This is a genomic window from Treponema peruense (assembly GCF_016117655.1).
Classification (GTDB): domain Bacteria; phylum Spirochaetota; class Spirochaetia; order Treponematales; family Treponemataceae; genus Treponema_D; species Treponema_D peruense.
The window spans coordinates 1,977,017-1,990,081 of the sequence record NZ_CP064936.1; the positions used below are offsets into that span (position 1 = coordinate 1,977,017).

A 13,065-nucleotide genomic window follows, 5' to 3' on the forward strand; every position below is an offset into this window, starting at 1 on the left:
ATTACCTCTGTCTGACTGATTTTTCTGTTTTTTTCTGCGGCCGGGCAAACACTTCTTTTGAAAGTTCCCCTGTTATTCTGTCGTCAATTTTTGAATAAGATGCAACCGCAAAATAATATATCTTTCCGTTCCTAAGACCGCTTACGGTAAAGGACGAACTGTTTCCTGCCCTGATTGGTGAGCGGCCTTCTGCTGCAGTTCTGCCAAGGTATTCCCCCGGACGCTCCCCGTAATATACGTAATATCCGCCCGCAGTGTTGTCTACGGAATACGACCAGCTGAGTGTTACTTCACCGTCACCCGGAGTTGCAATTACCGTAAACGGCGCAAGCGGAGAAGGCACCTCGTCAAATGTGAGTTCAAGCTGGGTAAGTGACGGCGTTTTTGTTCCGGCTCCGTCTGGAAGAAGTTCTGCAGCCACCTGAAAATACAATCCCTTTACATCAGCAATTTCTTCGCCCGGATTTACTGCAATCCATTCAGGCTCGCTCCGTGTCCAGTTAAAAAAATTGTCCCCGCTTCTTACATAAAAAAGAATGTCTGTCTGTTCTGGAACGGTTGTTACCGCGTCTACTCTTTTTAATGCTGCACCCTTTGAAACCATTATAGGCATTGTTTCAAGACGGCCGCCTTCGGTTCCGTAGATGTCGCAGAGAAGACTTCCGTCGTCTTCAGAAACGGCAGAGCGCACAAGGTTAAAGTCATCTGCGAGGCCTGTAAATTCGGGGCATATTTCAATGTCTGCCACAACACCGAGTATCATTGAATGAACGGAACCGCCTGCTTCACGCCCGTTTGATGTTACATAAACAAGGGATTCAAGAGAACCGTCCACCCAGTATTCGAGGCAGCCGTTTTCGTCATTGTAGCTTATTGAATGATGTGACCATTTTTCGGGAACTACAGCTTTATATCCAGAAAGTGTTACGGCACCGTCATTTTTTGTATAACCGTCAAAAACATTTGAAAAAGTCCATACAAGAGTGTTGTTAAAAAACGAAGCAGAAATAAACTGGTAAAGAGGATAACCTGCAACTGTTCTTGAAGAACGCCACGAAAAAACAATTTCACCGTTTTCTGCAATAAAAGGATTGAGCCAGAATTCAATCGTGAAAGGACCTGTTGTTCCGCTTTTTCCGAAGACTGAACTGCTGTTGCCGCGAAGACGGATTCCGCCTGTACCTCGGAATAGACGGCCGCTCTTTCCCATAGCCGCATTCTGTGAAATGACAGAAGAGTCCGAGTCCACGCTGTAGTTTTCTGCACGGTCAGTTACACTGCTGCCCTCGAAGTCCAGAAGCATGTCTGTGTCCAGACCAAGCCGCCGGCCGTTTGTGTCAAGCTGCCTGCTTTCGTAACCAAAGCGCCCTGTTCCCGAAACAATTCCATCCTGCACGGAAAGTTCGGGCCAGCCGGCTTTACCGCCAAGAATAATTTTACGTTCCTGTGTTCCGGCGGGATTTAAAAACAGCGCAAAAAATGCTATAATTACTGAAACATATTTTATACTATTGTTGACACGCATATGAGTAACTCCGGTAATTCCGATTCAAAAAACAAACTCCCCTTTTACGAGACGCTGCACAATACTGCACTCAGAGCTCCTTCACAAAGCGGTGTCTATATGTGGCGCAATCCGTCGGGAACAGTCATCTATGTAGGCAAGGCAAAAAACCTCAGAAACCGGCTTTCATCCTACTTTAGCGGAAATAAGGACATAAAGACTCGTCTTCTTATAGCAAACGCCGCCAGCATAGAATACACAACGACAGGCAATGAATACGAAGCTTTTCTTCTTGAAAACAACCTCATAAAAAAGTACAGCCCGCGTTACAACATTTGTCTTAAGGACGGAAAATCCTACCCGTCGCTCAAGCTTACCAGAGAAAAATTCCCGCGGCTCATAAAGACACGGAACATTGTAAAGGACGGTTCGGTTTACTTTGGACCCTACCCCGATTCCAATGCTCTTGAAACTTTTCTGGAAACGCTGTACGAGATATACCCGCTCAGGCACTGCCGAAAAATGAGCGCCGCCTCGCCGTGCATGTACTATCACATCGGAAGATGTCTGGCACCGTGCAAAGATAAAGGCTGCGAACCCACCTATATAGAATATATCGAAGAAATACAGTCCCTACTTGAGGGCAAAGGCGAAGAAACATCAAAAAAAATTGAAGCCGAAATGAAAAAAGCCGCGCAGGACATGAACTTTGAAAAGGCAGCACGGCTCAGGGACGGACTCAAAGCGCTTAGCATAATGCAGAACCAGAATATTGTAGAAGGCTTTGACTCTGATGACCGCGACTACATAGCATACTGGCGCGAAGGGGAACTCATTTCGTTTACAGTCATGCAGATGCGCGGCGGAAAACTTCTGGGGCGCGACAACTACAGAACGTCCAGTCTTAATGAAGATTCAGAACTCTGTGCTGAATTCATGGGCGCATACTATACTGACAAAAATGAAATTCCGCCAAAGATTTATGTTACCGAAAATGACATTACAGAAAACATCTGCCGCTGGATGGAAGAAAAATACGGAACGCTCATACAGATAATTTCTGTTCCCGAAGCAGCAGAAAACACTGCGGAAGATATGGAAAATACTACAAAGGAACGCGGCCAAAGCGGAACAGGACTTGCACTTCACCGGGCTGCACTGAATATGGCAAAAGAAAATGCACACGAAGATATAATCCGCCTTATGAGGGAACGCGGTGACTTTCCTGCAATGCGGGAACTTCAGGAAATACTTGAACTGCCAAAACTTCCGGTGCGCATAGAAGGTTTTGATATAGCACACATAGGCGGAAAATTTCCTGTCGCAAGTTTAATCAGTTTTCTGAACGGAAACCCGGACAAAAAAAATTACAGATATTTCAGACTCAAAACTACAGACGGAATAATTGACGACTTTGCTTCAATGCGCGAGGCTGCGTCCAGAAGATACACGCGCCTTGTAAACGAAGGGAAGGAACTGCCAGACCTTATTTTAATAGACGGCGGTATAGGCCAGGTAAATGCCGTACACGGAATAATTTCTGCGCTCGGACTTGAAATACCGATAGCGGGTCTTGCAAAACGTGATGAAGAAATTTACCGTCCCGGAAAAAGCGAACCGGTCTGTCTTCCCAAAAGAAGTGATGCTCTCAGGCTTCTGCAGCGTGTGCGCGACGAAACACACCGCTTTGCAACAAGCCGCAACCAGCAGCTCAGAACAAAAGAAAATACAGTAACGCCGTTCCTTAAACTTCCGCACATCGGAAAAGAACGCGATAAAATTCTTATGAAAACTTTCGGTACGCTCAAAAAACTTGCACTTTCTGATGAAGCACAGGTTGCACAGTCCCTTCACGTAAGGGCAGACATTGCAAGCGATATTCTGATGCATGCAAAAATTCTTTTTGAAGAACAGGAAAAAAAGAAACAAGAAGAACGCATGTCGCTGGGGCTTCCCGGAACAACAAAGGAAAAAGCTGCACGCTACAAACTGAATTCAGATCTGGCTTCGGCAGCACTCGAAGTTGCTTCATCCGAAAAGGAGACTTTTTCTACAGAGAATTGATTCCCATAAAGGCACATTCATCGCGGTAAAGGCGCGGTGTCTTTCCTGTAATGCGCGTAAATTCTTCATAGAACTGGCGGCGTGAACCAAAACCGCACTGGACAAAAATATCATCAATTCTGTCGGAACTTTCGCGCAGTCTTATACAGGCAAGTTCAACCCTTCTTCTTGCAATATACTGCCCGACCGGAATATGCATCGCGTTCTTGAAGATGCGCCCAAGATAGTCTGCATTGACATTCATTCTGTCTGCAAAAAATTTAACTGATGCATCTGCATTTGAAAGTTCATCTTCCATCATTACAATAAGCTGTCTTACAATAGACGGGGTTCCGCCGGATTTCTGGAAGGGCTGTTCCTCATTGAAACACTCGCCACTCAGTTCAAGAAGAAGATTAATCAGTTTAATGCGGTACACAAGTGAAGAAAAAGAAGGCTTCTGATATTCGCAAAGAATGTCCGAACACATGCGCGTTACAGAAGAAGTATTTTTAAGGTCCAGGCTCTGCGGAAGAATTATTGAATCACAAAGTCTTTCATAGGCAATGGCAGGACTGCTCAGAATTGTAAGTGCTTCTTTTTCTTCCATAAGGTGGGGCGCATAAAAACGCTTTTGTCCGCTTACATTTTCACACTGGCAGAAATGAAACCAGTAATAAGATGCAGGAGACTGAATCTTACGCGTTCCAAAATGAAACTCTCCGGCAGGAAGAAGAATCATGCGACCGGGTTTTACTTCGAGTTCAAGTCCGCAGCAGGTAATTGAAGCACGGTTTTTCTTTCCGATAATGAGTACGGTATCGTTTTCAAGAGTGCGGCTCATGTGGGACCAGCCGGGGTTAAGCATTGCACAGCCGCACACAGACGGAACAGTTTTGTCCACATGCGAAAAATGAAAGTAATTCATAAAACCTCTTTACGCGAATAGAAACAGAGTAAAAAAGTCGGAATTCCGCACACATTCTCTGTATTTTGTATCTACAAAAATTACACATTCCAAAATAAAATATGTGTATGAGAAAGTCAATTATTTTAACAGCAGTATTTTTATTTTTAGGAGAAGCCTGTATGAGCGCACAGAAAACGGTTCTTGAAGAAAATTCATTATTCCAGAAATCGCAGAAGACAGGTCTTGAATATGTTTTAAGGCTCGATCCAGACAGACTTCTTGCCCCGTGCAGAATCGCCGCAGGAAAAAGACCTAAGGCAGCAACTTACGGTGGTTGGGAAAGCATGCAGATTCAGGGACACAGTCTTGGACACTACATGTCTGCACTTTCTGCTTTTGTTAATTCTACAGGAAATGCGCAGGCAAAAGAAAAACTGGACTACGTTGTTTCCGAACTTAAGGAAATACAGTGCGCAGACGGCTACATCGGCGGAGTTCCTTCTGTTCCCTTTGACACAGCGTTTACAGGAAATTTTGAAGTTGATAGGTTCAGCCTGGCAAAATACTGGGTACCGTGGTATTCTGTCCATAAAATTTACGCAGGACTCATTGACGCATACACTCTTACACAAAACAAAGACGCTCTTGAAATCGTAAAAAAAATGGCAGACTGGGCAGTAAACGGAACAGCCAATATGACAGAAGAACAGTTTCAGAAAATGCTCACCTGCGAACACGGCGGAATGTGCAAAGTCTTTGCTGACTTATATGGTATTACAAAAGATGAAAAATATCTCAAAATGGCAGAACGTTTCATTCACCAGGAAATTGTAAAACCGGCAATGAAACAGTCAGACAGACTGCAGGGCTTTCATGCAAACACTCAGATACCAAAATTCATAGGTCTTGCAAAACTATACGAACTCACAGGCAAAACGGAATACCGCACAGCCGTAGAATTCTTTTTTGACACTGTAACAAAAAAAAGAAGTTATGCTATCGGGGGAAATTCAATAGGCGAACACTTTGGCCCTGAATACCAGGAAATACTCGGACGCGACACCTGCGAAACATGCAACACTTACAACATGCTTGAACTTTCTGAATATATTTTCAGGTGGAACAAAAACGCAGACGCAGCCGATTATTACGAAACTGCACTTTACAATCACATACTTGCCTCACAGGAACCGGTCACCGGAGCAAAAACATATTTTGTTTCTACTCTGCCCGGCTTCTATAAAGTATACGGAAGTTTTGAAAATGCATTCTGGTGCTGCACCGGAACCGGAATGGAAAATCCTGCACGATACAACCGCTTTATTGCAAAAGACTACGACGGAACAATTTACATAAATCTGTTTATTCCGTCTGCAATTACTACAGAAGACGGATGGAAAATTGCCATCGAAACAAAATTTCCGTATGAACAAAGTGCGCAGATAAAAATTCTTTATGAAGGAAAAAATCCGCGTTCATTAAAAATACGCACACCGTTATGGACAGAAGATGCAAGAACCGCTGACGGCTACGAACTCAAGTCTGAAAAAATAAGCGCAGGCGAAACTTATTCCGTAAATCTTCCAATGAACCTTCACACAAGAAGAACAAGGGACAGAAGCGGAAACTTCAGCATACTTTACGGACCACTCGTTCTTGCCGCAGACATGGGAAAACGTGCAATGCCCAACGACACCGTAGACAACCAGCTTGTGTACATGAACTCTCCGGCACAGAAAATTTCTGCCATCACCGCCGACCCACTTACACCGCAGGGCTGGATAGAAGTTTTGGACAAAGAAAACCTGACTTTTGCAACAAAAGAATCTGCCGCAGAAAACGGAACTTCATACACATTAAAGCCTTTCTACGACATTCACCACACACGCTATTCCGTTTACTTCAATGCATTAAACCCCGCAGAAGACGAGCGTGAAGCGAAATACGAAAGCATAACCGTTGACTTCGTTGAACCCGGCCGCCAGCAAAGTGAAGTTGAACACCGTTTCAAAAACGAAGCAACAGAAATGGGATATATCCCAGAAGTTGACCGCAGTTACAGAAAGATTATGTCAGGTGAAGGATTTATTTCTTACAGAATGAAATTCGACAATACAAACAAAAATAAAATTGTTCTTACAACATACGGTAAAGATGCAGGAACAATAAAAGTATATATTGACGACACAGAACTTTCTTCAGTAACTCTGGCCGGAACAGACGGTGAAAAACTAACCGACACACAGATTGAAGTTCCCGCAAAAATCATCAAAGAAAAGGCAAAGTCACGAAGAACAGCCATAATGAATGTAAAGCTCATCTGCGAACAATCACAAAGCCCGCGCATACTTGAACTAAGAGTTACAAAATAAAGTTGTCTCTAAAAACCCAGTTTACCGAGTTTTTAGAGATGCCATAAGCGATTATACAGTTGGGAAATTCTTTCCCAACTGTATAATCGTTTTCCTTCGTACTGCATATCGTGCACAACTGTAAAGCCCAAACAAATTCATCCATTCCATAGAAATCATTGAATTTACTCCAATTTATTTACATATTCTGATATATAATTAACAAGACACTGATAAAAAACGGAATTTCTATAAATATTATACGAATGATGATTCAAATGATTTTTGTCATAAAAGTTTTTAATTTCACTTAAAGCAAATAATATATCTTCAATATACTTGCTTTTGAAATTATGAGTAGCAGAAGAAGTATTCAATAAATAAACATAGAGTTCATCATACAAAAATACTGCACTTTTAATTTGATAAAAATAATGAAGATTAAATACATAATCCTCACAGACAAGCAAATCTTCTCTAAATCTAATTCCGTTCAATAAACTAGCACAGAAAAGTTTATTGACTGGAGAATGCAGTACTACAGCATTCTCCAGTCTTGAGCGTAAGCGAATAATTTTTTGAAGAAATTCACGTCGATTTTTACAAACTGTATTTTTTTTTATTTTCTTTTTATAATTATTTTTAAGAGTTTCATATCCAGCAATTTGCTGTATTCCGCACATAATAAAATCAGAATTATTATTAATCGCAGCTTCATACATTTTTTGCATATAATCCGCTTCAATCAAGTCATCACTATCTACAAAACAAATCCACTCACCTTTAGCCACATCCAGCCCGACGTTACGCGCAGAACTAACACCGCCGTTTACTTTATGAATCACTTTTATTCGACTGTCTTTTACAGCATACTCATAACAAATAGCAGGAGAATTATCAGGGCTTCCGTCGTCAACTAAAATCAATTCAAAGTCAGTAAATGTTTGATTAAGTATAGAATCAACGCAACGGCGCAGATATTTTTCAACATTGTAAACAGGAACAATGCATGAGATTTTTGGAGTTATTTGATATTGTTCTGAAATTTGATTTTCCATAGTGTTTTTGCACTACGAAAAAGTTTGTTGTGTTTAATAAACAGGTAAGAAATTATAACTGGTCTATTGTAATTACTGGAATCTTACTGAACTGGAGTAACTGTTTATCATTGCCAAAATACAAGTCGCAACTGCTGCAAACTGCACAAGACAATTGAAAAGAATCCATTGCTTTGAAATCCTTGAAATCAGCTCTGATTTTTGCAGCTTGATGCGCAATTTCATTCGTAATGTCAAGAACTGTAAAATTCAGATCATTCAAAAATTTCTCAAAGCGATAAACTTGTTCAAGATCCATATTTCTGTAGGGATATACACAATATTCCTCAACAGTAATAGTTGATGTAACAAATTCAATTTGCTTCCGATAACATTCTTGAAAAAATGATTTTACTTTGTCAAAAAAGAATTCATTCCTTTCCAAATAGTATATAAAAGGTGCGGTGTCAAAAAAAACTTTGTTAAACTCTGTCATCAGCACGCATTTCTTTCATATATTTTTCAACATTCTGTCCGCGGTCTGATTTTACCACGTAAGAATCCCAGTCAACAGCCCTACGAGTTTTTTGTTCCGGAGAAAGAATCGTAACCATAACTTTTTGCCCCTGACGTAATGAAACATCTTCATCAAGAACAATATTTGTTCCATTGTAATAGGCGTTTACAGTCTGATACATATTTACCTCCAAAAAAAAACTCTATACTTAATATAACATCCCAGTTTTCTGTTGTCAACAAACTTTTCTAATGCATTTCCTCCTTTTGTTTATGATTATTCTCTTCCAACGCAATTTTCAAAAATTCTTCTGATTCTTTTTTCAAAGTAAAATCTTTATCAACTGAATAAGATTTATCAAGAATTTTAAAATCAGTATCTGTAATATATCTTTCACCGCATCCTGTCATTTCAAATAAACTTTCAAGTCTGGAATTCATTCCGCTGTTTAAACCATTTAATTTAATTGCTGCAAATTTCTTTTCAAACAAAACACTGAATACACAGCAATGAAAACTGTTTGTAATAACATATTCCGCGTTATCCACAAGGCGAAGCCATTCAGATACTGTTGCAAAGTTTTTTTTGAAATTATCAATACAGGCATTTCCAGTAACATATTGAACATCCAGATTATTCTTCTGGGCAAAATTCCAAACTGTCTTTTTGTCAAACCTTCCACCATTTTCTAAATAATAAAAAAGAATATAAGGTTTTGAAGGAGTTTGAATCTTCTCTTCTTTATAAATAGTTCTGTAAATTTCAGCATTTAAAAGCAGTGCCGGATCGCACACCCATTTTGCGTCATTTCTACCAATTTGTTTACAAAGATTGATTCCATTTTTTCACGTACACTAATAAAATCAAAATTTTTAAGAAGTTTTTGTATTTCACTCTTTTCATTCCCTAAGAAATTATTTCGCCCCCCCAACTGGCAGCATATGAAATTCGTTTTGTTTCAGACTTTCCAAAATCAAGGAAATATGAATGAATGACATTTTTAAAAATACGTAAATTACCTTTTCCAAAATTCCAGACTTGATCACTTCCAACAATATAAGCATCTGCTTCAGGCGGATTTGATTTCAATTCTTCGAAATTAGAATATGCTTTATCTGAGAATTTAAAATAATTTTTTCTGAATTCACAAAAATGTCTTGAATGTAATTCATTTTCTTTTTTTGAATCTGCAATTCTTTTCTTTTGAACAAAAAATTTAAATAAAATAATCGGATTCAAAGCTTTCAGAATTCTAACAAAGAAATTTGTTCTGCCCAAATCATTTTCATAATTATATCTAATCAAAAAAGCGTCATGCCCAGCATTCCTTAAATATTTTTGCAAAGCATAAGCCTGAAGCTGCTGCCCGTAATTGTCTTCACTCCACCAAAAAGTAAGGATTCCTATCTTCATTTTACTCTCCCCAACATCTTCTTAACCGCTTTAATTCCTTTATCGCCAAGTATTTTTCTTCCACAACGACACGCTGCTCTGCCCTTGTTTCAATTGCAATATTTCCTGCAGCAAGTTTTGCAGCTCGCTTTAACATAAACGGGTCAGTTCCGCTAAGTTTGTCCTGCGAATAAAAATTCTCTGCAGCCTCAATCAAATGTTTTGTAAGGCTTCGTCAGTGTAAAGGTTTGCCGCATGTACATTTTTTATCTTCACATGCAAAAACACTTACCTGTCGTCCAGGTTCAAAAGCAAGATTGTGTTCAAACATATGCGCCACATAATCGCAATCTTTGGCGTTCAGAACTTTGCCACTTTCTTCATACAGTAAACCGGCTTCATCATCGGTCATTTTTTTTGAACAAAAGTCAAATATATTTATCTGTCGCTCACACCAGTTTTCAAACTTAATTTCAGGAACAAGATCCCCGCCGGGGCCAAGACAAACGCCACAGCTGTTGCGTACATCACCGCCCTTTAGTGAGCAATATAATAGAAGAAAGTCGCTATTTTCAGAAATCCGTCGCAAAATTCCAGCAAGGTCGCTCCATTTTGGGCAGGAAGTTACAATAATATCGCTTTCGCACCATGCTCCTCCGGCCGGTGTCCTAAGAAAATTGAACATCTGCTCCACGTCGCTGTTATTGACCAGAGAAATATCTTCATAACTTAATAAAAGCGAGGTTCGCTGCACAGCTTCTCTCCAAAACATAAATGGTTGCGTATTGTCAATAATAAAAAACCTCAATTGACGTATTATAGACTTATGTCCAACAACTTTAGAGAAAATTTAAAAGACGAACTTGAATATCAGGATATAACTATTAAAGAACTATCTCTAAAAACAGAAATCTCAAACCGATCAATAGAAAATTATCTGAGCAAGCGCGAATCTATTCCGCCGGCAGACTATGCTGTAAAAATTGCAAAAGCACTCGGCGTCACAGTTGAATACCTTGTCACCGGCCGGAATCCCGACTGCACAACACCCGACAAAACCCAGCAGATTTCACGAATGCTCCATAAATGTACCGAAGACCAAAAATCAGCCGTACTCTCACTTTTACAGGCATTTGCCGCAAAATAAAAAATGTACATACCAACAAAATGCGAAAAATCAGTTCTGGAATTTTTTAAGAAAAAACAGATAAAAACACTCACAAAAGAACAGATTGCAGATTCTTCATCCGGAATAAAAAACGCACTTCCCGCACTGGAAGGTTGTGTCGCAAAGGGTTATCTGACTTATTCAACCGCAGGCTACACCCTCACCCCCGCCGCAGATGACATACTTTAGAACGATTGAGCAAGTATCAACTTGCGATTGAGTTCAATTAGTGCGCGTAAGCGCACATATAAATAAGGCAGTTGTGCAACAACTGAAGTTTTTAAGAACGGCGCTATCTCCGCCGTTCTTAAAATACATACTTTGAAAATAAACTTGACCCGATGTAACAATTATGTTACATTAGAAGCATGAGAGTTAAATTCCGCGTATTAATCAATAAGCAGGGGACCAAACAGATAAAAAAAGCTCCGCCTACTGTCAGGTTGCTGCTTAGTGATTTAATTTCAGATATAGAAGAAAAAGGTCCTATTCGAACAGAATGGAAAAACTTCAGTGACTTGGGAAAAAACAAATATCACTGTCATTTAAATTACAGTTATGTTGCTTGCTGGTATTATGATAAAAAGGCAGATGCCTATTTAGTGGAGGTAACTTATGCAGGTAGTAGAGAAAACGCGCCATATTAATGCAACTCTCAGCGGAAGGGGAATTCCTCTTATAAAAGAAGCCATATTAAAAGCATATCCAAAAGCAATAATTCGTGAAGATGATACAGATGAAGAATATATTGACTGGGATGAATCTGATCTGGCAAAAGAAATAAGGGCAGAAAGAACCCCTGGACTTGTTTTGGCAGCCTATCGTGAAAGAGAAGGACTTACTCTTGTTCAGCTTGCAGAAAAAGTAGGAACAAAATATACTGCAATCAGTGCAATGGAAAACAACAGAAGACCCATTGGTTTAATTATGGCAAAAAAACTGGGAAAAGCACTTAATGTTGACTATAAAAAATTTCTTGAATAACTGTCTAGATCTTTTGTATATTGAATTCAATTAATACGCGTAAGCGCACACGTCTATAAAACAAACAGGCTGTTCCAAAAGGACATACCTTAAGGAACAGCCTGTTTGTTACAAATCAATCAACTTTCTTCTATATATATGCGTTTATTTTGCAAATCTTACTCTGCAAAGAGTGCTGTAGAAAGATAGCGGTCGCCGGAATCAGGAAGAAGAGCAACAATTGTCTTTCCCTTGTTTTCCGGACGTGCAGCAAGAATTTTTGCAGCCTTGAGTGCAGCACCCGAAGATATTCCTACAAGAATTCCTTCAGAACGTGCAAATATTTTTCCTTCTGCAAATGCATCTTCATTTTCTATAGGAATTATCTCATCATAAATCTTTGTATCCAGTGTATCAGGAACAAATCCCGCTCCGATTCCCTGAATTTTATGAGGACCGGCAACTCCCTTTGAAAGAACAGGGCTTGTAGCAGGTTCAACAGCAACAATCTTTACAGCAGGGTTCTTTTCCTTAAGGTATCCGCCTATTCCGCTGATTGTTCCGCCTGTACCGACTCCGGCTACAAAAATATCTACTTTGCCGTCTGTCTGCTTCCAGATTTCGGGACCTGTTGTCTCGCGGTGTGCCTTGGGGTTTGAAGGATTAACAAACTGTCCAAGAATAACAGAACCCGGAATTGAATTGTGAAGTTCTTCGGCCTTTGCAATTGCTCCCTTCATTCCCTTTGTTCCGTCAGTAAGAACAAGTTCGGCACCGTAGGCCTTAAGAAGATTGCGTCTTTCTACACTCATTGTTTCGGGCAAAGTAAGGATTGCCTTGTATCCCTTTGCAGCAGCAACACTCGCAATGCCTATTCCGGTATTTCCCGAAGTCGGTTCAATAATTGTAGCGCCAGGTTTAAGTACTCCGCTCTTTTCTGCATCTTCAATCATTCTGAGCGCAATTCTGTCTTTTACGCTTCCCGCCGGATTCAGATATTCAAGTTTGGCAAGAATAACAGCACCTTCAATTCCTGACTTCTTTACGTAATTATTCAGCTTTAATATAGGTGTGTTTCCGATAAGTTCCAATGCGCTTTCTTTAATGTCTGCCATAAATCCTCCTGGCGTTTTTATTTTCCTACTTAATCTATAGGTTATAAGTATATATTAAAATATTA

Annotated in this window: 16 protein-coding genes; 6 read left to right on the plus strand and 10 right to left on the minus strand. The window is 40.0% G+C overall.

From position 1 onward, the window contains the following. Position 1: 1 nt before the first annotated feature. On the minus strand, positions 2-1,525 hold the full coding sequence (locus IWA51_RS09050; protein ID WP_198442167.1) for a fibronectin type III domain-containing protein: 1,524 nt from the start codon (positions 1,523-1,525) through the stop codon (positions 2-4). Here IWA51_RS09050 and uvrC point away from each other — a divergent pair, their 5' ends adjacent. After that, positions 1,526-3,568 (plus strand): excinuclease ABC subunit UvrC, encoded by a 2,043-nt coding sequence (uvrC, locus tag IWA51_RS09055; RefSeq protein ID WP_198442168.1) that lies wholly within the window; start codon positions 1,526-1,528, stop codon positions 3,566-3,568. Here uvrC and IWA51_RS09060 read toward each other — a convergent pair. Beyond that, on the minus strand, positions 3,555-4,475 hold the full coding sequence (locus IWA51_RS09060) for an AraC family transcriptional regulator (RefSeq protein WP_198442169.1): 921 nt from the start codon (positions 4,473-4,475) through the stop codon (positions 3,555-3,557). The genes uvrC and IWA51_RS09060 overlap by 14 nt on opposite strands. Positions 4,476-4,636: 161 nt before the next feature. Between IWA51_RS09060 and IWA51_RS09065 the strand changes: the two genes are divergently transcribed. Continuing rightward, positions 4,637-6,829, plus strand: a complete 2,193-nt coding sequence (locus tag IWA51_RS09065) for a beta-L-arabinofuranosidase domain-containing protein (protein ID WP_198442170.1) — start codon at positions 4,637-4,639, stop codon at positions 6,827-6,829. Between the two features lie 164 nt (positions 6,830-6,993). Here the strand turns inward: IWA51_RS09065 and IWA51_RS09070 are convergent, their stop codons facing one another. From IWA51_RS09070 to IWA51_RS09095, 7 genes are all read right to left on the minus strand, one after another. After that, positions 6,994-7,866: a glycosyltransferase family 2 protein gene (locus IWA51_RS09070; RefSeq protein WP_198442171.1), complete on the minus strand. Its 873-nt coding sequence runs from the start codon at positions 7,864-7,866 to the stop codon at positions 6,994-6,996. Between the two features lie 52 nt (positions 7,867-7,918). After that, the gene (locus tag IWA51_RS09075; protein ID WP_198442172.1) at positions 7,919-8,341 is read right to left on the minus strand and encodes a type II toxin-antitoxin system VapC family toxin; all 423 of its coding nucleotides are present in this window, start codon (positions 8,339-8,341) and stop codon (positions 7,919-7,921) included. Then, complete coding sequence (locus tag IWA51_RS09080; protein ID WP_198442173.1) at positions 8,328-8,543, minus strand: hypothetical protein; 216 nt, start codon at positions 8,541-8,543, stop codon at positions 8,328-8,330. Before IWA51_RS09080 ends, IWA51_RS09075 begins: the two co-directional genes overlap by 14 nt. Positions 8,544-8,610: 67 nt before the next feature. Continuing rightward, positions 8,611-9,198: a polysaccharide pyruvyl transferase family protein gene (locus tag IWA51_RS12795; protein ID WP_329601804.1), complete on the minus strand. Its 588-nt coding sequence runs from the start codon at positions 9,196-9,198 to the stop codon at positions 8,611-8,613. 70 nt (positions 9,199-9,268) lie between these two features. Next, the gene (locus tag IWA51_RS12800) at positions 9,269-9,775 is read right to left on the minus strand and encodes a polysaccharide pyruvyl transferase family protein (protein WP_177527609.1); all 507 of its coding nucleotides are present in this window, start codon (positions 9,773-9,775) and stop codon (positions 9,269-9,271) included. Between the two features lies 1 nt (position 9,776). After that, positions 9,777-9,911: a hypothetical protein gene (locus IWA51_RS12805; protein WP_268969358.1), complete on the minus strand. Its 135-nt coding sequence runs from the start codon at positions 9,909-9,911 to the stop codon at positions 9,777-9,779. 78 nt (positions 9,912-9,989) lie between these two features. Further along, on the minus strand, positions 9,990-10,508 hold the full coding sequence (locus tag IWA51_RS09095) for a hypothetical protein (RefSeq protein ID WP_177527611.1): 519 nt from the start codon (positions 10,506-10,508) through the stop codon (positions 9,990-9,992). Positions 10,509-10,580: 72 nt separating this feature from the next. Here IWA51_RS09095 and IWA51_RS09100 point away from each other — a divergent pair, with 72 nt between their 5' ends. From IWA51_RS09100 to IWA51_RS09115, 4 genes are all read left to right on the plus strand, one after another. Further along, positions 10,581-10,901 carry a helix-turn-helix domain-containing protein gene (locus IWA51_RS09100; RefSeq protein ID WP_177527612.1) on the plus strand — a complete coding sequence of 107 codons (321 nt, stop codon included), beginning with the start codon at positions 10,581-10,583 and terminating at the stop codon, positions 10,899-10,901. Between the two features lie 3 nt (positions 10,902-10,904). After that, positions 10,905-11,111, plus strand: coding sequence for a hypothetical protein (locus IWA51_RS09105; protein WP_198442175.1), 207 nt, complete (start codon positions 10,905-10,907; stop codon positions 11,109-11,111). A gap of 179 nt (positions 11,112-11,290) precedes the next feature. Next, a complete protein-coding gene (locus tag IWA51_RS09110; RefSeq protein ID WP_177527614.1) occupies positions 11,291-11,569 on the plus strand; it encodes a hypothetical protein in 279 nt (92 codons plus the stop codon). Next, the gene (locus IWA51_RS09115) at positions 11,538-11,906 is read left to right on the plus strand and encodes a helix-turn-helix domain-containing protein (protein ID WP_177527615.1); all 369 of its coding nucleotides are present in this window, start codon (positions 11,538-11,540) and stop codon (positions 11,904-11,906) included. Before IWA51_RS09110 ends, IWA51_RS09115 begins: the two co-directional genes overlap by 32 nt. A 158-nt stretch (positions 11,907-12,064) precedes the next feature. Here IWA51_RS09115 and cysK read toward each other — a convergent pair whose 3' ends face one another. Further along, the gene (gene cysK / locus IWA51_RS09120) at positions 12,065-13,000 is read right to left on the minus strand and encodes a cysteine synthase A (RefSeq protein WP_198442176.1); all 936 of its coding nucleotides are present in this window, start codon (positions 12,998-13,000) and stop codon (positions 12,065-12,067) included. Positions 13,001-13,065 lie beyond the last annotated feature (65 nt).

Excerpts from the sequence above, each read along its gene's own strand:
- IWA51_RS09050 (WP_198442167.1), bottom strand. The coding sequence starts at position 1,525 with ATGCGTGTCAACAATAGTATAAAATATGTTTCAGTAATTATAGCATTT.
- uvrC (WP_198442168.1), top strand. The coding sequence starts at position 1,526 with ATGAGTAACTCCGGTAATTCCGATTCAAAAAACAAACTCCCCTTTTAC.
- IWA51_RS09060 (WP_198442169.1), bottom strand. The coding sequence starts at position 4,475 with ATGAATTACTTTCATTTTTCGCATGTGGACAAAACTGTTCCGTCTGTG.
- IWA51_RS09065 (WP_198442170.1), top strand. The coding sequence starts at position 4,637 with ATGAGCGCACAGAAAACGGTTCTTGAAGAAAATTCATTATTCCAGAAA.
- IWA51_RS09070 (WP_198442171.1), bottom strand. The coding sequence starts at position 7,866 with ATGGAAAATCAAATTTCAGAACAATATCAAATAACTCCAAAAATCTCA.
- IWA51_RS09075 (WP_198442172.1), bottom strand. The coding sequence starts at position 8,341 with ATGACAGAGTTTAACAAAGTTTTTTTTGACACCGCACCTTTTATATAC.
- IWA51_RS09080 (WP_198442173.1), bottom strand. The coding sequence starts at position 8,543 with ATGTATCAGACTGTAAACGCCTATTACAATGGAACAAATATTGTTCTT.
- IWA51_RS12800 (WP_177527609.1), bottom strand. The coding sequence starts at position 9,775 with ATGAAGATAGGAATCCTTACTTTTTGGTGGAGTGAAGACAATTACGGG.
- IWA51_RS12805 (WP_268969358.1), bottom strand. The coding sequence starts at position 9,911 with ATGTTAAAGCGAGCTGCAAAACTTGCTGCAGGAAATATTGCAATTGAA.
- IWA51_RS09100 (WP_177527612.1), top strand. The coding sequence starts at position 10,581 with ATGTCCAACAACTTTAGAGAAAATTTAAAAGACGAACTTGAATATCAG.
- IWA51_RS09105 (WP_198442175.1), top strand. The coding sequence starts at position 10,905 with ATGTACATACCAACAAAATGCGAAAAATCAGTTCTGGAATTTTTTAAG.
- IWA51_RS09110 (WP_177527614.1), top strand. The coding sequence starts at position 11,291 with ATGAGAGTTAAATTCCGCGTATTAATCAATAAGCAGGGGACCAAACAG.
- IWA51_RS09115 (WP_177527615.1), top strand. The coding sequence starts at position 11,538 with ATGCAGGTAGTAGAGAAAACGCGCCATATTAATGCAACTCTCAGCGGA.
- cysK (WP_198442176.1), bottom strand. The coding sequence starts at position 13,000 with ATGGCAGACATTAAAGAAAGCGCATTGGAACTTATCGGAAACACACCT.